Source organism: Streptomyces sp. NPDC054786, assembly GCF_053611685.1.
In genome coordinates this window covers 25,981-43,269 of sequence record NZ_JBSHAW010000058.1, presented here as the reverse complement: position 1 = coordinate 43,269, position 17,289 = coordinate 25,981, and the positions used below count along the sequence as shown (strand labels likewise).

Genomic DNA, 17,289 nt, shown 5'->3' with positions numbered 1-17,289 from the left:
GTCGGGGTCAGCGGGGCATTACGGTGGGACACGAGGGCCTCCTGAGAACCGGTGGAGATGTCGCAATCCACACCGATCCCAGAAGGCCCTCACCCGTTCAAGCACCAGCCATGGCGTGTCACCCGTCACCAACGTGCCGGGACAGCACACCTAGGGCCGGTCCGGCCCGCACTCCTCGGTCCCGCCCGGACTCCTCGGTCCGGCCCCGTTCACCCCGTCCGCCCGGCACCCCCGTAGTGCCGGGCCAGGGCGTGGAACGCTTCCTTCGGTTCCCAGGGCATATCGGGGTACGTGGTGCCGCGCTCCCCGTCCAGCACCTTGACGATCCCGTACGAGCCCAGGTCCACGTCCCTGAGCGGATCCTTCCGGTGCGGCAGCGCGTAGCACACGAAGCTGAACCAGAAGGCCGTGTCGACCCCCTCCTCCTCGAAGACCGGCAGCAAGTCGCCCATGTAGCGGACCTGTTCACCCTGGTCCCGTACGGTCCCGGGCGTGACCGTGCCGTCCGCCCCGACGACGAGCCAGCCGGCCGCGCCCATGTCGCCGGCCCCGCGGTAGGTGCAGCAGCCGGCCTCGGTGACCACGACCGGCTTGCCGTGCGCGAAGTACTCCCGCAGGTCCTCGCGATAGGTGGTGGCGTTGTGGGTGCTGCGGTACGCGTCGACGCCGACGAGGTCGAAGGGCGTCCAGTCGATGTGCTCGATGGGGACCGACGCGTAACTGAGCGGACCGCCGAACCGCGGCCGGACGGCCTCGGCGACCTCGGCGAGGAACGCGTTGAGCCGTTCCGGGATCACGGCGAGCGCCTGCTCACGCACTTCCGGTGCCGCGCGCAGCGTCTCCATCCGGTCGTTGAACGTCTCGCCGGGCAGATAGCCGCGGTTGAAGATGCTGATCTCGCAGCCGGTGGCCAGCACGACATCGGCCCCGGCGCGGCGCAGCTCCTCGGCGCGGTCCGCGCAGTCGACGAAGTACGGCAGGAGCTGTTCCTCCGTCATTTCGCAGGGGAACGGCGAGTACCAGACCGCGAGCCCGGCCTCCGCGGCGGCCTCGGCCGCCGCGCTGATCCGTGCGGGGTCACCGCCGGTGATGCGCACGGTGTTGCAGTGCAGGTCCCCGGCGATGATCCGCATGTCGCGTGCCGCGAGATCCGGGGTGAACGCCGGGTTCGTGGTCTCGCCGTTGGGATACGTCCCGGTGTCGTACTGCACGCCCTTGCCCCGCATGGCACACCCCTTAAGGTTTGTCGCGTATCTTATCTGCCAGGTAAGATACACGGCGTGCCTAAAGAAGCAAAGGGTGAACCACAGCCCTCGGGACGCCGGCGCAGGGGCGCCGTACTGGAGGCCGCGCTCCTCCAGGCCACCTGGGAAGAGCTCCTCGCCGTCGGCTATCAGGACCTGACGTACGAGGCCGTGGCGGCCCGCGCCCACACCAGCCGGACGGTGCTCTACCGCCGCTGGCCCCAGCGCCGCGACCTGGTCCTGGCCGCGCTGCGCCACCAGACGCCGCCGCTGCCCCCGCCCCCGCCCGACACCGGCGCGCTGCGCACCGACGTCCTCGCCCTGCTGGAGCAGGTCACCACCCGTCTGACGGAGATCGCGCCCGTCCTGCAGGTGCTCACCGACGGCCGGACGCGGGGCAGCGACCTCAGCGACTTCATGGCGGAACGCGCACGCCAGGACGGCGGGGGTGCGATGGCGGAGCTGCTCGACCGCGCGGCCCGGCGCGGTGAACTCGATCCCGCCCGCATTCCCGCCCGGGTCGCCACGCTCCCGGTCGCCCTCGTGGCCACCCAGGTGCTGATCACCCATCAGGCACCCACAAAGGCCGACGTCACCGGGGTCGTCGACGACATCTTCCTGCCACTGATCGCCCATCACGGCGGGCCCGACGGCCAGGCGGACGGGGACCGCTGACCGCCCACGGCGCGCCGCCTGGTTCCCGGCGGCGCGGGTGCGTGGTACACACAGGCGGGTCACGTCACCTGTCCGCCAACAGGGAGTTGCCCATGCCTGCGACACGACGTCAGATCCTGGCAAGAACCGGTGCGTTGGGGGCGGGAATCGCCTTCTCCGGAAGCCTCACGGAGCTCTTCACGGGGACCGCGGCCGCCCAGAGCATGGGACAGCGTGGCTACGGCCCGCTGGTCCCCGACCCGGACGGCCTGCTCGACCTTCCCCAGGGCTTCCGTTACAAGGTCCTCTCCCGGGAGGGCGACCCACTGCCCTCAGGCGAGGGCAAGGTGCCCAGCAACTGCGACGGGATGGCTGCCTTCCCCGGTTCTCCCGGCGGCCGCGGCGGCACGTGCCTCGTCCGTAACCACGAGAACCGTACGGGCTCCCGCTCGGCCGTCCCCCGGGTCCGCGATCTGACCTACGACCCCGGAGGCGAGGGCGGCTGTACGGCCCTGGAACTCGGCCCGGACAACGCGGTGCGCTCGGAGCGGGTCGCCATCGCCGGCACCTCCACCAACTGCGCGGGCGGCCACACCCCGTGGAACACCTGGCTGACCTGTGAGGAGACCGAGCTCCGGGCCGGCGAGGAGAACTACACCAAGGACCATGGCTTCATCTTCGAGGTCGATCCGTACGACCCGAGGCGTACCGGGGCCGTGCCGCTGACGGCGATGGGACGCTTTCAGCACGAGGCGATCGCCGTGGACCCCCGTACCGGCACGGTCTACGAGACCGAGGACGCCTTCGACAAGCCGTTCGGGCTGTTCTACCGCTTTCTGCCCAAGAAGCCGATGGGCGGCCGCGGTTCGCTCCGGGCCGGCGGGCGCCTCCAGGCGCTGCGGGTCCCCGGGGTGCCCGACCTCTCCACCATCCAGGAGCCCGGCGCCACCTTCGACCACGTCAGCTGGGTGGATGTGCCCGACCCGCTCGCCCGCGAGACCCCGATCCGCTTCCAGGACTTCGGCCCCGGCGGCATCACCCACGCCCAGAAGCTGGAGGGCTGCTACTGGGGCGGCTCCTGTGTCTACTTCATCTCCAGCTTCGCGCACCGCGCCGCCGGCTCGGCGGCCGACCACTACGGGCAGGTGTGGAAGTACGACCCGAAGAAGCGGCAGCTGACCCAGGTCGTCGTCTTCGGCCCGGACAGCGACCTCCAGCTGCCCGGCGAGTCCCCCGACAACATCTGCCTCGCGCCCAGCGGCGGCCTGATGGTCTGCGAGGACGGCGAGGGCGCCCAGCACGTCTTCGGCCTCACCCGGCGCGGCGAGGTCTACGCGATGGCGCGCGGCCGGCAGAACATCGGCACCCCGGAGAAGCCGGAGTGGGGCGAGTTCGCCGGGGTGACCTTCTCGCCCGACCACCGGACGATGTACGTCAACTGCTATACGCCGGGGACGACGTTCGCGGTGACGGGGCCCTGGCACCACTGACCCCACGGGGGCCCTCAGCACTGACCCCGCAGGGGCCCGTCAGCCGGAGCAGGCGGACCGCTGGGCCTCCTGCCATTCGCAGACCGGACAGAGCACGATCCCGGGCCGGTCGACGGGGTACTCGGTCGGCCGGCCGCATTGCAGACAGTCGGCGTGGGGGGTGGTGCCTGCGGGAGGGGCGGTGCCCGTGTGGGCAGTGGAACCCGCGGGAAGGGTAGTGCCCGCCTGGGCAGTGGAACCCGTGTGAGCAGTCAAACCCGCGGGTGGGGTGGTGGGGTGGTCGGCGGTGCCCGGCATGGTTTCGAGCGTACGCCTGACTCCCCCCACCCCCGAACCCACCCCCCGCCCCCTCCCCCGAAGGGGGAGAGGGGGAGGGGGCGGGGGAGAAACCCGAGCCCGGTCCCGGCCGGACCGCAGTACCCCGGCGCCATACCCCCACCCGTCCGCCCAGCCCCTCCCGGCAGGAGCCAGCGCCTCAACCCCGACGCGAGCAAACGCCTCAACCCGGCAGGAGCCAGACCCTCAACCCCAGCAGGAGCCAACGCCTCTACCCCGACACGAGCCAGACCCTCAACCCCGACGTGAGCTGAGGGCGCAGGCGACGGCGGTGGCGGCGGTCGCGATCAGGATGGTGGCGGCGAGCGGCAGCCACGGGGTAGTGATCGTGCCGTGGAGGGAGCCGGTGACCAGGCCCGAAAGGGCGGCGTTGGCGGGCGAGGCGCTCAGCACGAGCAGCAGCAGGGCGGCGAGCATGCCCACCGGGATGCTCCAGCCGGGACTGCGCAGCACCGGCCAGTTGCTCAGCGCGCCGATCGCGGTGCCCATCAACAGGCACGCCAGCGCGGCGAGCAACCCGGCGAGCACCGCGGGCAGGACCGGGACGGCCACCTGGTGGTCGGTGGAGTGCGGATCGGACAGCAGCGTGACCAGTGCGGTACCGAGGAGTCCGAGCAGCAGCGCGGTGCAGACCGCGGTCAGCACACCGGCGAGGTGGGCCCGGCCGGGCCCGGCGGCCGTCGCGGTGCAATTGCGGGCGGCCGGCGGCTCGTTGGTGACACAGACCCGGGTCAGCCATGCGGCGGCCGGCAGCAGGCCGCCGGCGGCATAGCCGAACCCGTCGAGGATCGGGCCACCGCTCCGGATGCCGATGGCCAGCCAGGCGGCATAGAGGATCACCGGCGGCAGCCAGCGGTGCGAGCCGACGAGCAGCGCCGCCTGATAGCGGAGGAGAGCGATCACGGGAGCGGAGCCTCGTCGGGTACGGGAGCGGGTACGGGGGCGTTGTCGGTTTCGGTGTTGGTGTCGGTGCCGTCGTCGGCTTCAGCTTCAGTGTCGCTGTCGCTGTCGCTGCCGCTTCCGGAACCGGTCTCGGCGCCGGCTCCGGTGCCTGGCACGTCATCCCGCCGTGGCCCGACGGCGGTGACCGAGCGGATGTGCCAGGGCGGATGTGCGGTGAGCAAGGTGCGCAGCAAGGCGTCGGAGTGGACGGCGGGGACCGTCAGCCGGGTCGCACCGTCCGGTCGCGGAACGATCTCCGGCCCGCCGGGCAGCCGTGGTGCTCCGGCGGGCGTACGCTCCGGCCCGCCGGGCAGCGCCGCTCCCGGTGCGCCCTCGGCCTCGATGATCACTCTGGGGCCGGGCACGGACCCCGCATCCCCCGCCGGGCCGCGCTCCTCGTGGGCCAGCAGCCGCCCGTCCGCGACCTGGTAGCGGGCGTCGGCCGCGCCCGCCAGCCGCTGCGGGTCATGGTCGACGAAGACGACGGTGCCGCCGTCCGCGACCCGCTCGGCCACCGCACGGTCGAGCACCTCCCGCGCGCCCTGGTCCAGACCGGTCCAGGCCTCGTCCAGGACCAGGAGTTCGGGGTCCGCGAGCAACGCCTGGGCGACCGCGACCTTCTGGCTCGTCCCCTTGGACAGCTCGGCCAGCCGGGTACGTTCATGCTCGGCCGCCCCGAAGCGTCCGAGCCACTCGGTGGCGCGGCGGGCCGGTTCGGGGCCGCGCAGACCGTGGATGCGGCCGAGGTGGGTGAGGTAGCCGACGGCGGTGAAGGGCAGCGCGGCCGGGAACCGTTCGGGCACGTAGGCGCTGCGCGGGCGGCCGGTGATACGTCCGGTACTGGGCCGGTCGATCCCGGCCAGCAGCCGCAGCAGGGTGGACTTGCCGCTGCCGTTGGTCCCCTCGATACGCAGCAGCGCGCCTTCGGGCACGTCGAGATGTACGTCCCGCAGCACCCAGGGGCCCCGCACCCCGTAGCGCCGCCCTACCCCGTCCAGCCTCATGCGTTCCGGCACCTCCACTGCCTCGCGGCGGCCCCGTCCGTTCCGCCGTCCCCGACGGTAGCCGGACCCGCTGACCGGTGCCTGCCCGAGGCCGCGGTGAGCCCCGTGCGTCCGGCAACCGGGCGCCGGGCAGGCGGCGTTGGCCTCACCGCCGTCGGCCGGTGGGCTCCCGGCGGGCAGGGCGGCGGCCGGGGCGGGGGCGCTGTCGGTGGCGGCTGGCAGACTGGGCGGGTGACCAGCCCAGAGACCGCCGGACAGCCCGGCAACGACTCCGGCAGCCCCGTGCGCCACGAAGAGACCGACCGGGACGCGGCACCGCAGTTCGTGCTGCCGCTCGTCGCACGGATGGAGCGGGCCGAGCCGCCGGCGCGTACGGACGCGCTGGAGACCGCGGCGCGGGCGGTGCTGGTGCTGCTGTCGGACGAGCGGTCGGCCGGGGACGGTGAGTGGGCCGCGGCGGTGCGGGACTGGCAGGACGCCCGGATCCGGAAGGTGGTGCGGCGGGCGCGCGGCGCGGAGTGGCGGCGGGCCGAGGCACTGCCCGGCATCACGGTCACCGGCCACCACGCCGAGGTGCGCGTCTTCCCGCCGGTGCCGCTGGACGGCTGGCCGAAGGACCTGGCGCGTCTGCAGGTCTCGGGCACGGAGCTGGACGATCCCGAGCCGCCCGGGGCGCCCGCCGCTGCCGCGCCGGTGCTGTGGCTCAGCCCCGAGCTGGAGATGTCGGCGGGCAAGGAGATGGCGCAGGCCGGACACGGCGCACAGCTGGCGTGGTGGGAGCTGTCCGAGGAGGAGCGGGCGGCCTGGCGCGCGGCCGGGTTCCCGCTGTCCGTACGGTCGGCCCGGGGCGCGGACTGGGCGGAGTTGACCCGCAGCGGTCTGCCCGTGGTGCGCGATGCCGGGTTCACCGAGATCGCACCGGGCTCCTGCACGGTCGTCGCCGACCACCCCGCGCTGCGCAGGGCGCTGCCGCGCACCCGTTGAGGGAGGGGTGGTGCCGGGCCGGCCCCGGGCCGGATCGGGCCACCGGCGGGGTTCTACGCGCCCGGGGCCCGGTGGGTCGCGACGACCGCCGTGCCGGGGCCACGACGGGCCCTGCGCCGTCGCGGAGGAAGCTCAAATCAACCTCTGAACTCGGCCGCTGCAGGGTTCGGTGCGTCGTGCCGCGGCCATGAGTACCCACACCACGGAGCGAGAGGGGGAGCCATGGAGCGCCTCGGAACGGGAATCGGCTGGCGGCCGGAAATCGCCACGGAGATAGCGGAGCTGCCGGGGGTGGACTGGGTCGAGGTGGTGGCGGAGAACATCTGCCCCGGCCATCTGCCCCACGCCCTGCAGGAATTGCGCGAGCGCGGCACGACCGTCGTCCCGCACGGGGTCTCCCTCGGCCTCGGCGGCGCCGACCGTCCGGACGCCGGCCGGCTGACCGCGCTCGCCGAACGCGCCGAGGCGCTGGGCGCACCGCTGGTCACCGAGCACATCGCCTTCGTACGGGCCGGCGGTCCGCTCACCGCCTCCCCGCGCATGGAGGCCGGGCATCTGCTGCCCGTACCGCGCACCCGTGACGCGCTGGACGTGCTGTGCGAGAACGTGCGCATCGCCCAGGACGCCCTGCCGGTGCCGCTGGCGCTGGAGAACATCGCCGCGCTCGTCAACTGGCCGGGCGAGGAGCTGACCGAGGGGCAGTTCCTGACCGAACTCGTCGAGCGGACCGGGGTGCGACTGCTCATCGATGTCGCCAACCTCCACACCAACCACATCAACCGGGGCGAGGACCCGGCGGTCGCCCTGGACGAACTGCCGGTGGAGGCCCTCGCGTACGTCCATGTCGCGGGCGGTGTGGAGCGGGACGGGGTGTGGCACGACAGCCATGCCCACCCGGTGACCCGGCCCGTGCTGGACGTCCTCGCCGAGTTGTGTGCCCGGATCACCCCGCCCGGTGTGCTGCTGGAGCGGGACGAGGACTTCCCCGAGGGCGGGGAGCTGGCCGGTGAACTCGATGCGATACGCACCGTGCTGAAGGAGGCCGGCCATGTCCGTGCGGCGTGACCCGATGCCGGTGCCCGCACCGGACGCCCGCACCCTGCCGGAGGCGAGGCCCGAGGCAGACGCGACTCCCGACGCCGGCACGACTCCCGGCGCGGAAGCGACGGCCGACGCGGAAACGACGCCCGGCGTGCGAACGGGCGGCGGCACCGGCAGCGGCAAGGACAGCGGCCTGGGCGCGGGCACCGACGCGGCGCGGCAGCGGCTGGCGCTGGCGCAGACCGCGCTGCTGTCCGCGCTGATCGCCGGGACGCCGACCCCCGAGGGCTTCGACGGTGTGCGGCTGCAGGTGCAGAGCCGGGCGCTGACCGCCAAGCGGGCCGCGGTCGTCGCCAAGGTCGCGCCCGAGCTGCCCGAGATCCTCGGCGCGGACTACCGGACCGCGTTCGTCGGCTATGCGCGGCACCGGCCCATGAGCGGCGGCTACCGCCAGGACGCGCTGGACTTCGCGGCGCATCTGCTGGCCCGGGGACGTCCCGAAGACCTGGCCGCGCGGCAGCAGTTGACGCACTGGTGGCGGGACCGCGCGGGCCCGAAGCCGCCGTCCGCCCGGCCCCTGGCCCGGCTGGTGCGCGCCGTGCGGCGCGCCCTGGACCGGAGGTGACGGCGATGTCCTTCGTCCCTTGGGTCTTCCTGGGAATCGGCGCCTCGTCGCTGGCGCTCCTCTTCGGCACGGTCCTGGTGCGTCTGCGGACGCCGTCCGTCCGCCGGGCGGACGCTCTGGCCCACGAGGTGTGGGAGACGGCATTCCTCGCCGGCGGCCCCGGGCGGGTGGTGGACGCCGCGATCGCCGGAATGCACGAGGACGGCCGGCTGGCCGTGGGCGGTCCGGGAGTGGTGACCGTACGCCAGGCCTTCGCGCACGACGCGGTCGAGGCGGCCGTACTGGACGCGATTGCCCGGACGCCTGGCGGTGCGCTGGCCGTGCTGCGCGCCACGGCGATGCGCAGCCCGGCGGTGCAAGAGGTCGGCGACCGGCTGGCGGCCCGCGGTCTGCTGCGCAGTCCGGAGCTCGGCCGGGGGTGGCGCCGGTTGGCGAGCGCCCAGATGACGGCCTGTGTGGTCCTCTTCTTCCTCGCGGTGCTGCTCTCCTTCGCCGGGAGCGGCGGGGACGGCCCGCCGCCGGTCAGTCCGACGATGCCCGCGCTGATCGGTGGGATCGTGGTGGGATCGCTGTGCAAGAAGGTGTTCACCCGCCGGATCACCAAGGCGGGGTCCGCAGCCCTGCGCTCCGCGCGGGCGGCCCACCCCCAAGGAGTTGGCGTGGGCGGCGCCTGGCAGCCCGCCGCGCTGGTGGTGGCAGTCGGCGGTACGGCGCTGATCGCGGACGAACTGCTGCGGCAGCAGTTCGACGAGGCGCAGCGTGCCACGGCCGCCGCCGCACCGGGCGGCGGATCCGGCGGCTCCTCGTCCGGTGACGCCGGGGGCGGCTCGGGGAGCGACGGCGGCTCCTGGTGCGGCTCCTCCGACGGCGGCTCCGGGTCGGGCTGCGGCAGCAGCGGCTCGTCCTGCGGCAGCGGCTCGTCGTGCGGGGGCGGTTCGAGCTGTGGGGGCGGGGGCTGCGGGGGCGGGGGCTGCGGCGGCGGCAGCTGAGGCCCGGCCCCGCTGTCGCCCGCATGATGAGAAAATTTGTGGCGGTATTTGTACTCATCCCGTAGAAACACGGCCATGTGGCTCCTCTTCTTCCTCCTCGCCTCGGCTGCTGCGGTGCTGTCCTGTGCGCTTCTCTGCCGTGCCGCGGTCGCCGCCGCGCGCACCGCCCGGCCGGCCCCGCGCCCGGCGCCCGGGACCGTCCCGGATCCGGCCGCCGCGGGCCACCGCCCCGGTCTGACCCTCTACGAGATGGCCTACCTCTCCGGCGGCCCGCACCGGCTCGCCGACCTGGTCCTGGTGCTGATGGCCCAGCAACGACGGCTGCTGCTCGCCGACACCGGCTGGGCCACCGTCGTCGACCCGGTCGGCAACGACGCTGTCGAGCGCGCCACCCTGACCGCCATAGGCCCCGGAGGGCAGTGCCGCATACCGGCGATACGGGACGCCCTCGCCGGGGATGACGCGGTGCGGGAGGTGGCCGACCGGCTGGTGACGGACGGGCTGGCGATGCCCGCCGCGGCCCGGCCGGGCATCGCCACGGCCGTCCGCCTGGTACAGGGCACCGCGCTCCTGGTGACGCTGTCCGCCGCCGCCTTCTCCTGGATGGCGCCGTCGGACACGGACAACGGGCCACTCCTGGTCTGGTTCGCGCTCCCGCTGATCCTCACCCTCGGCACCTGGGCCGTGGCCCGCTTCGAGCTCCACCCGTACAGCGACTGGGCCACCGACGCGGGCGAGCAGCAACTGCCCCGTACTTCCGGCTCCCCCGCCACCTCTTCCTCCCTCACCTCGTTCGCTCTCCGCGGCCCCACCGTCCTCACCGACCCCACCTTGCGCGCCGCGCTCCACTCTTCCGGGGCATAGCCTCCGACACCGGTGCCAGGTGCTTTACATCGACATTCAGCGCCCCAACTATCCCTTTTGTATGCACACACGAAGGGACGGCCAGTGAGAGCACTTGCGTTGTACGGCACCATCGGGTCGCTGATGGTGACCGCCCTCGCCACTGCCCCGGCAGGCGGCGCCACGGGGGCCGCCGCCGCGCCACCCGCCCCCGTTGCGCACCGCATCGACTTCGGCCGCTGCGCGCCGGTGGAGCATCTGCCGTCGTCCGTCGAGTGCGGCAAACTCACCGTTCCCCTCGACTACGCGCGCCCCGACGGCAAGAAGATCAGCCTCACCGTCAGCCGGGCCCGGGCCACCGCGCGCGGCGAGCGGCAGGGCTCCCTGGTCTTCAACCCCGGCGGCCCCGGCGCATCCAGCATGGAGTTCCCGCTCTACGGCGGGCTCCCCAAATGGAGCAAGCTGGCCCGCGCCTACGACTTCGTGGGCTATGCGCCGCGCGGTGTGGGCCGCTCGGCGCCGCTGTCGTGCCAGGACCCCAAGAAGTTCGCCAAGGCGCCCAGCGACAGCCGTACGCACCCCGATGCGGCCTTCAAGCGCCGGAAGGTGGCCGAGGCCAGGGCGTACGCGCGCGGCTGCGTCCGCCGGGCCGGCGGGGACCTGCCGTACTACAACTCCGTCAACAACGCCCGTGACCTGGACATGCTGCGGGCCGCGCTCGGCGAGAAGAAGCTGACGTTCATGGGCGCCTCGTACGGGACGTACTTCGCCGCGGTCTATGCGACGCTCTTCCCCGGCCACGTCCGGCGGATGCTCTTCGACAGCGTCGTCAACCCCGCGCCCCGCCAGATCTGGTACCGCAACAACCTCGACCAGGACGTCGCCTTCCAGCGCCGCTGGAACGACTGGCTGCGCTGGGCCGCCGGGCACCATGCCGACTACCACCTCGGCACGACCAGGAGAGCGGTACAGCACTCCTACGACACGGCCGCGAAGAAGCTGCGCCGCCATCCGCTCAACGGGAAGATCGGCGCCGGCCAGCTGCAGTCGGCCTTCCTCAAGACCGGCTACAACGACGCCTTCTGGCCGATGCGCGCCGAGGCGCTCTCGGGGTACCTGCACGGCGACCCCAAGCCGCTGATCGCCCAGGCCCTCCCGCGGTCCACCGGTGCCAAGGACGAGGAGAACGGCAACGCCGTCTACACCGCCGTGGAGTGCAATGACGCGCGCTGGCCGCACGACTGGCGGACCTGGAACCGGGACAACACCGAGACCGCCCGTATCGCACCGTTCGAGACCTGGGACAACGCCTGGATGAATCTGCCCTGCGCCTTCTGGCCCGACCGGTCGGAGACGGCCCGTGCCGAGCTCGACACCGCCGCGCGCCGGGTGGCCGGCCACTCCGGCGGACAGGACCTGGCCGACGCGGCCGGTCATGCGGCCTCGACCGAGTTCGACGAGGCGCTCCACGGGCGGCGCGGTCCACTCGACATCCACACGGAGCCCGGCGCGCTGCCGCCGGTGCTGCTGCTGGCGGCCGAGCGGGACGCGGCGACGCCGTACCGGGGTGCGCTGGAGCTGCAGCGGCGGCTGCCCGGTTCCTCGCTGGTCACCGAGAACGGGGCCGGCACGCACGGCATCGCGTTCGGCGACAACGCCTGTGTGAACCAGTACACCGAGGCATATCTGCTGCACGGGAAGATCCCGGCGCACAAGGTGTACTGCAGGCCGCGGGCGGAGCCGGCGCCGGGCCAGCAGGCGACCCGCGCGCAGCACGCGCTGCCGGGCAAGTAGCGGTCCGCACACAGCACCACGGGCCGTCCCCGAGGGGGCGGCCCGTGGTGCTGTGTGTGCGGCTGCTTCCGCCCGGGAACCCCGGCCGGACGCACCGCCCTTCCGGCTACGCCAGACCCGCGACCAGCTCGGAGACCGGCTTACGGCGCCCGGTGTAGAACGGGATCTCCTCGCGGACGTGCATCCGCGCCTCGGAGCCACGCAGATGACGCATCAGATCGACGATGCGGTAGAGCTCGTCGGCCTCGAACGCGAGCACCCACTCGTAGTCACCGAGCGAGAACGACGGCACGGTGTTGGCGCGCACGTCCGGGAAGCCGCGGGCCATCTTGCCGTGGTCGGCCAGCATCCGGCGGCGGTCCTCGTCGGGGAGGAGGTACCACTCGTAGGAGCGCACGAAGGGGTAGACGCTCACATAGGCGCGCGCCTGCTCGTCGGCCAGGAAGGCCGGGATGTGCGACTTGTTGAACTCGGCGGGGCGGTGCAGCGCCATGTTCGACCACACCGGCTCCAGCGCCCGGCCCAGGCGGGTGCGGCGGAAGAGGTTGTACGCCTCCTGGAGGGCGTCCGAGCTCTCCGAGTGCCACCAGATCATCACGTCGGCGTCGGCACGCAGGCCGGACACGTCGTAGGTGCCGCGCACCACCACGTCCTTGGCCGCGAGCTGCGCGAACAGCTCCTCGACCTCCTCGGCGTAGCCGCTGCGGTCCTCCGGGAGGACCTCGCGCAGCTTGAACACCGACCAGAGGGTGTAGCGGATGATCTCGTTGAGGTCCTTGGCCTTCTTGCCGGCGTGCGGAACCTTCTCGGGCGCCGCGGGCGCCTGCGGTGCGGAAGCGGGAGTGGAAGCGTCTGTCATGCCGTCCATTCTCACTCGGCGGGGACGGAGTCCGGGCGCAGGGTGCCCAGGATGTCGTCGGCGGCCGTACGGCCCGAGGCGATACAGGCCGGGATGCCGACGCCCGTGTAGAGCGCACCGCACACCCGAAGGCCCGGCAGCTGCGCCACGGCGTCACGGATGCGGGTGACCCGCTCCAGGTGGCCGACCGGGTACTGGGGCAGTCCGCCGTCCCAGCGGGTGACCCGCGAGGCGACCGGCGCGGCGGTCAGCCCGACCGCCTCCCGCAGGTCCGCCCGCGAGAAGCCGACCAGTTCGGAGTCCTCGCGCGCCAGATCCTCCTCGTCGCCGTAGCGGCCGATCGAGGTGCGCAGCACGAACAGGTCCGGGTCGAACCGGCCGGTCCAGCCCCACTTGTTGCCGGAGAAGGTGGACGCCTTGATCTTGCGGCCGTCCACGGGCGGTACGAGGAAGCCGCTGCCGGTCAGCCGCTCCTGGATGTCGGCGCGGCGGAAGGCCATGGTCACCAGGGCCATGGAGGCGTATTCGACGGAGTTCAGCTCGGCGGCGGCGGGCCGGCAGACGGGGGCGAGGAGGCGGGCCGTGGCCTGCGCGGGAGTGGCGAGGACGACGGCGTCGGCGGTGAGCCCGGCACCGTCGAGGTCGAGCTGCCAGCCGTCCGCGGACCGCCGCACCCCGGCGACCGCCGTGCCCGTACGGATTACGCCGCCCTTGGCCCGTACGGCATCGGCCACCGCCCCCGGCAGTGTCCCGATGCCGCCCTCGATGCCCATGAAGACGGGGCCGGTCGCGGCGGCCCCGGGCTGGTGGGCGGTCTCGGCGGACCGGGCCTGGATGCCCCGTACTCCGTCGAGCAGCGAGCGGTTCGTCCGTGCGGCCTCGAACAGCTGAGGAACGGCGGCGCGCATCGAGATCCGGTATGCATCGCCCGCGTACACCCCGCCGAGCAGGGGCTCCACGAGCCGGTCGACGACCTCGCGGCCCAGCCGCCGGGCGACATAGGCGCCGACGGCCACGTCCTCGCCGACGTCGGTGCGCGGCAGCTGAGCGTCCTCGTCGATACGGGCGAGCCCCTCCGGGGAGAGCACACCGGAGGCGGCCAGCGGACCGAGGTCCCCGGGGACGCCCATGACATGGCCCTTGGGCATCGGGCGCAGCGCGCCGCGCGTCCACAGGGACGCGCCGGCCGTGGTGGGCGGCTGCAGCCGGTCGCCGATCCCGACGGCGCGCGCGAGATCCACCGCCTCCGGCCGCCTGGCCAGCATCGATTCGGCACCCAGATCGACCGGTACGCCCTCGATCTCACCCGCGTACAGCTTGCCGCCGAGCCGGTCCGTCGCCTCCAGGACGGTTACCCGGGCGCCGCCTTCGAGCAGACGGTGCGCCGCCGCCAGCCCGGAGATGCCTCCACCGATGACGACCACATGACCGGTGCTGCCGGGCCCGCGGCCCGTACGGGTGTGCGCTGCGCTCATGTCCCCACTCTCTCAGAGCGCACCGACAGGACCGGGACCGGATCATGACCCGCACCGCGTCCGCGGCGGGCGGGCAAGGTGACCGGGAGCCCCGTTGACAGCGGGCAGCGGCGGGCAAAGACTCGGGGTCGGCGGGTGGCGATCTTCGTACCGCCCGCCGACAGTCGAGCCGGGACAGCGAGGACAGGGCCTGATGACCGACCCACGCGTACGGGATGTGTACATCGTCGACGCCGTACGGACCCCCGTCGGCAAGTACGGCGGCGCGCTCGCCGCCGTCCGGCCGGACGATCTCGCCGCCCATGTGGTCAAGGCCCTGGTGGACCGCACACCGGACCTCGACCCGGCGCGGATCGACGACGTCTGTTTCGGCGATGCGAACGGCGCGGGCGAGGACAACCGCAATGTGGCGCGGATGGCGGTACTGCTGGCCGGGCTGCCGGTGACCGTCCCCGGGGTGACCGTGAACCGGCTGTGCGGGTCCGGTCTGGAGGCGGTCATCCAGGCGGCCCGCGCCGTTGCGCACGGCGATGCGCATATCGCGGTGGCGGGCGGTGTGGAGTCGATGAGCCGTGCGCCCTATGTGCTGCGCAAGCCCGAACGCGCCTTCCCGGCAGGCCATCAGGAGATGTTCTCCTCGACGCTGGGCTGGCGGATGGTCAATCCGCGGATGCGCCCGGAGTGGACGGTCGCGCTGGGCGAGGGCGCCGAGCTGATCGCCGACCAGCACGGCATCACCCGTGAGCAGCAGGACGTCTTCGCGCTGGCCAGCCACCAAAAGGCGGTGCGTGCCTGGCAGGAGGGCGCCTACGACGGGGAGGTCGTGCCGCTGCCGGACGTGGACCTGTTGCGGGACGAGACGATCCGGGAGGCGTCCTCCCTGGAGTCGCTGTCCAAGCTGAAGCCGGTGTTCCGTACGGCCGGCGGCACGGTCACCGCCGGGAACTCCTCGCCGCTCAACGACGGTGCGGCCGCGCTGCTGCTGGTGGACGAGGAGGGCTTGCGGGCCACCGGGCGCGAACCGCTGGCCCGGATCCGTGGCAGCGCGGTGACCGGCGTCGAGCCGCAGCTGTTCGGACTGGGCCCGGTGGAGGCGGTACGGCGTGCGCTGGAGCGGTCCGGTCGCGGCTTCGGCGAGGTGGACACGTTCGAGCTCAACGAGGCGTTCGCGGCCCAGGCGTTGGGCTGCATCGGGCAGTGGCCGGAGCTGGACCCCGCCGTGGTGAATCCGCGCGGCGGCGCCATCGCCATCGGCCACCCGCTGGGTGCCTCCGGTGCCCGTCTCGCGGGCTCGGTGGCTCATCAGCTCGCCGCGCTGGGCTCGGGTACGGGGCTCGCCGCGCTGTGCATCGGTGTGGGGCAGGGGCTCGCGCTGGTCCTGGAGCGCTGAGGCCCCGGAACCGGCCGGGACCGTCCGCGACGAGCGGAGCGCGCCCCGGCGGCCGTGCCGAGCGCGTCCGCCCGGCGGCCGGCTCCCCCGCGTACGCCGGCCGCACGCCGCCGCACGCGCACCGGCCGGCCCGTAACGTAGCGCACGAAGCGGGCGAAACCGCGCGGAAGCGGCGCGGCGGAGCCCGTACACGACGAAGGGGCACACGGCATGGCGGCGGAGCAGCTGGTGATCGTCGGGGGCGATGCGGCGGGGATGTCCGCCGCATCGCAGGCACGCCGGCTGCGGAAGCCGGACGAGCTGGCGATCACCGCGTTCGAGCGCAGCCACTTCACCTCGTACTCCGCCTGCGGCATCCCCTACTGGGTGGGCGGCGAGGTCGACGGTCCGGACGCGCTGATCGCCAGGACCGCCGAGGAGCACCGCGCCCGGGCCATCGATCTGCGGATGCGCTGCGAGGTCACCGAACTCGACCTGGACCGCGGCCGGGTGCGTACCCGGGAGCTGGACAACGGCGGCCGGGAGTCATGGACCGGCTTCGACCAGCTGGTGCTGGCGACCGGCGCGCGTCCGCGCCGACCCGGCCTGCCGGGGATCGACGCGCCCGGTGTGCACGGTGTGCAGACCCTGGACGACGGCCAGGCCCTGCTGGACACCCTCGACGCCTCGCCGGGCCGGCGGGCGGTCGTCGTGGGCGCCGGCTATATCGGTGTGGAGATGGCCGAGGCGCTGATCCGCCGCGGCTACGAGGTCACCGTCCTGGAGCAGAGCGCGCAGCCGATGTCCACCCTCGACCCGGACATGGGCGCGCTCGTCCATGAGGCGATGTGCGCGATGGGCATCGAGACGGTGCGCGGGGCGACCGTCACCGGGGTGCTGACCGATGCGGACGGGCGCGCCCGCGCGGTCACCACCGAGGACGCCGAGTATCCGGCGGATGTGGTCGTGCTGGGCCTGGGCGTCCGCCCCGAGACCTCCCTCGCCGCCGCGGCCGGGCTGCCGCTGGGCGAGTCCGGCGGGCTGCTCACCGACCTCGCGATGCGGGTCCGCGGCCATGAGCACATCTGGGCGGGCGGCGACTGCGTCGAGGTGCTGGACCTGGTCTCCGGGCAGCTGCGCCATATCGCGCTGGGCACCCACGCCAACAAGCACGGGCAGGTGATCGGCGCCAATGTGGGGGGCGGCTATGCGACCTTCCCCGGTGTCGTCGGCACGGCCGTCAGCAAGGTATGCGATCTGGAGATCGCCCGGACGGGGCTGCTGGAACGCCAGGCACGCGCCGCCGGCCTGCGCTTCGTCACGGCGACCGTCGAGGCCACCAACCGCGCCGGCTACTACCCCGGCGCCCGCCCGATGCACGTCAAGATGCTCGCCGAGCGCCGTACGGGCCGGCTGCTGGGTGTGCAGATCGTCGGCCGTGAGGGGGCCGGCAAGCGGGTGGACATCGCGGCGGTCGCGCTGACGGCCGGAATGACGGTGGACCGGATGACCGCGCTCGACCTCGGCTATGCCCCGCCGTTCTCCCCGGTCTGGGACCCCGTCCTGGTGGCGGCGCGCAAGGCCACCGCCGCCGTACGGGACGCCGGGGCCTGACACCTCGGGCGCAGGCCCGCCGGTGC

The 17,289-nt window shown here is 73.4% G+C and carries 14 protein-coding genes and 1 pseudogene; 9 read left to right on the top strand and 6 right to left on the bottom strand.

Annotated features, from left to right (window positions below):
* Positions 1–209: 209 nt before the first annotated feature.
* Positions 210–1,226, bottom strand: coding sequence for a hypothetical protein (locus tag ACWGI6_RS34555; protein WP_453271162.1), 1,017 nt, complete (start codon positions 1,224–1,226; stop codon positions 210–212).
* A gap of 54 nt (positions 1,227–1,280) precedes the next feature.
* Here ACWGI6_RS34555 and ACWGI6_RS34550 point away from each other — a divergent pair, with 54 nt between their 5' ends.
* On the top strand, positions 1,281–1,919 hold the full coding sequence (locus ACWGI6_RS34550; protein WP_453271161.1) for a TetR/AcrR family transcriptional regulator: 639 nt from the start codon (positions 1,281–1,283) through the stop codon (positions 1,917–1,919).
* Positions 1,920–2,011: 92 nt separating this feature from the next.
* On the top strand, positions 2,012–3,388 hold the full coding sequence (locus ACWGI6_RS34545) for an alkaline phosphatase PhoX (protein ID WP_453271160.1): 1,377 nt from the start codon (positions 2,012–2,014) through the stop codon (positions 3,386–3,388).
* Between the two features lie 39 nt (positions 3,389–3,427).
* Here ACWGI6_RS34545 and ACWGI6_RS34540 read toward each other — a convergent pair whose 3' ends face one another.
* The 3 genes from ACWGI6_RS34540 to ACWGI6_RS34530 all read right to left on the bottom strand — a co-directional run bounded on the left by ACWGI6_RS34540 (position 3,428) and on the right by ACWGI6_RS34530 (position 5,670).
* Positions 3,428–3,685 carry a hypothetical protein gene (locus ACWGI6_RS34540; protein WP_453271159.1) on the bottom strand — a complete coding sequence of 86 codons (258 nt, stop codon included), beginning with the start codon at positions 3,683–3,685 and terminating at the stop codon, positions 3,428–3,430.
* A 273-nt stretch (positions 3,686–3,958) separates the two neighbouring features.
* On the bottom strand, positions 3,959–4,627 hold the full coding sequence (locus ACWGI6_RS34535) for an ABC transporter (RefSeq protein ID WP_453271158.1): 669 nt from the start codon (positions 4,625–4,627) through the stop codon (positions 3,959–3,961).
* On the bottom strand, positions 4,624–5,670 hold the full coding sequence (locus ACWGI6_RS34530) for an ATP-binding cassette domain-containing protein (RefSeq protein ID WP_453271157.1): 1,047 nt from the start codon (positions 5,668–5,670) through the stop codon (positions 4,624–4,626). Before ACWGI6_RS34530 ends, ACWGI6_RS34535 begins: the two co-directional genes overlap by 4 nt.
* Positions 5,671–5,901: 231 nt before the next feature.
* On the opposite strand from ACWGI6_RS34530, the gene ACWGI6_RS34525 reads away from it, so the two are divergent.
* From ACWGI6_RS34525 to ACWGI6_RS34505, 5 genes and pseudogenes are all read left to right on the top strand, one after another.
* Complete coding sequence (locus ACWGI6_RS34525; protein ID WP_453271156.1) at positions 5,902–6,654, top strand: aminoacyl-tRNA hydrolase; 753 nt, start codon at positions 5,902–5,904, stop codon at positions 6,652–6,654.
* A 222-nt stretch (positions 6,655–6,876) separates the two neighbouring features.
* Positions 6,877–8,320, top strand: a pseudogene (locus ACWGI6_RS34520) (DUF692 domain-containing protein).
* A gap of 5 nt (positions 8,321–8,325) precedes the next feature.
* The gene (locus ACWGI6_RS34515) at positions 8,326–9,309 is read left to right on the top strand and encodes a TIGR04222 domain-containing membrane protein (protein WP_453271155.1); all 984 of its coding nucleotides are present in this window, start codon (positions 8,326–8,328) and stop codon (positions 9,307–9,309) included.
* A gap of 75 nt (positions 9,310–9,384) precedes the next feature.
* On the top strand, positions 9,385–10,173 hold the full coding sequence (locus tag ACWGI6_RS34510; protein WP_453271154.1) for a TIGR04222 domain-containing membrane protein: 789 nt from the start codon (positions 9,385–9,387) through the stop codon (positions 10,171–10,173).
* A 123-nt stretch (positions 10,174–10,296) separates the two neighbouring features.
* A complete protein-coding gene (locus tag ACWGI6_RS34505) occupies positions 10,297–11,946 on the top strand; it encodes an alpha/beta hydrolase (RefSeq protein ID WP_453271163.1) in 1,650 nt (549 codons plus the stop codon).
* Positions 11,947–12,052: 106 nt separating this feature from the next.
* Here ACWGI6_RS34505 and hemQ read toward each other — a convergent pair whose 3' ends face one another.
* Complete coding sequence (hemQ, locus tag ACWGI6_RS34500) at positions 12,053–12,805, bottom strand: hydrogen peroxide-dependent heme synthase (protein ID WP_453271153.1); 753 nt, start codon at positions 12,803–12,805, stop codon at positions 12,053–12,055.
* Between the two features lie 11 nt (positions 12,806–12,816).
* Positions 12,817–14,280, bottom strand: a complete 1,464-nt coding sequence (gene hemG / locus ACWGI6_RS34495) for a protoporphyrinogen oxidase (protein ID WP_453271152.1) — start codon at positions 14,278–14,280, stop codon at positions 12,817–12,819.
* 193 nt (positions 14,281–14,473) lie between these two features.
* Here hemG and ACWGI6_RS34490 point away from each other — a divergent pair, with 193 nt between their 5' ends.
* On the top strand, positions 14,474–15,670 hold the full coding sequence (locus ACWGI6_RS34490; RefSeq protein ID WP_453271151.1) for a thiolase family protein: 1,197 nt from the start codon (positions 14,474–14,476) through the stop codon (positions 15,668–15,670).
* Between the two features lie 210 nt (positions 15,671–15,880).
* A complete protein-coding gene (locus ACWGI6_RS34485) occupies positions 15,881–17,263 on the top strand; it encodes an FAD-dependent oxidoreductase (protein WP_453271150.1) in 1,383 nt (460 codons plus the stop codon).
* Positions 17,264–17,289 lie beyond the last annotated feature (26 nt).